The 293-nt window shown below is 49.5% G+C and carries 1 tRNA gene and 1 other RNA gene; both read left to right on the top strand.

Annotated features, from left to right (window positions below):
- Positions 1-6 precede the first annotated feature (6 nt).
- A non-coding RNA gene (locus tag NA330_RS23235) (RtT sRNA) lies at positions 7-174 on the top strand.
- A 43-nt stretch (positions 175-217) separates the two neighbouring features.
- Positions 218-293: transfer RNA gene (locus tag NA330_RS23230), tRNA-Lys, on the top strand.

Below are 293 nucleotides of genomic sequence, written 5' to 3'. Positions count from 1 at the left end.
GGTCGTTAGCTCAGTTGGTAGAGCAGTTGACTTTTAATCAATTGGTCGCAGGTTCGAATCCTGCACGACCCACCAATTTAACATCAAACTCAGATGTTGAACGTGAAGGATAACGTTGCGTCAGCAACGGCCTGTAGGGCAAGGCGAAGCCGAGTCATCCTGCACGACCCACCATCTTTAGATGGTCCGAGTAAAATCTTTCAGGCAGCACCCGTATGGGTCGTTAGCTCAGTTGGTAGAGCAGTTGACTTTTAATCAATTGGTCGCAGGTTCGAATCCTGCACGACCCACCA

The sequence above is a fragment of the Salmonella sp. NW722 genome, from assembly GCF_051702785.1.
GTDB classification, from domain to species: Bacteria; Pseudomonadota; Gammaproteobacteria; order Enterobacterales; family Enterobacteriaceae; genus Salmonella; species Salmonella enterica.
The sequence above is the reverse complement of the archived record's forward strand: the minus strand, read 5'-3'. Positions and strand labels throughout refer to the sequence as shown.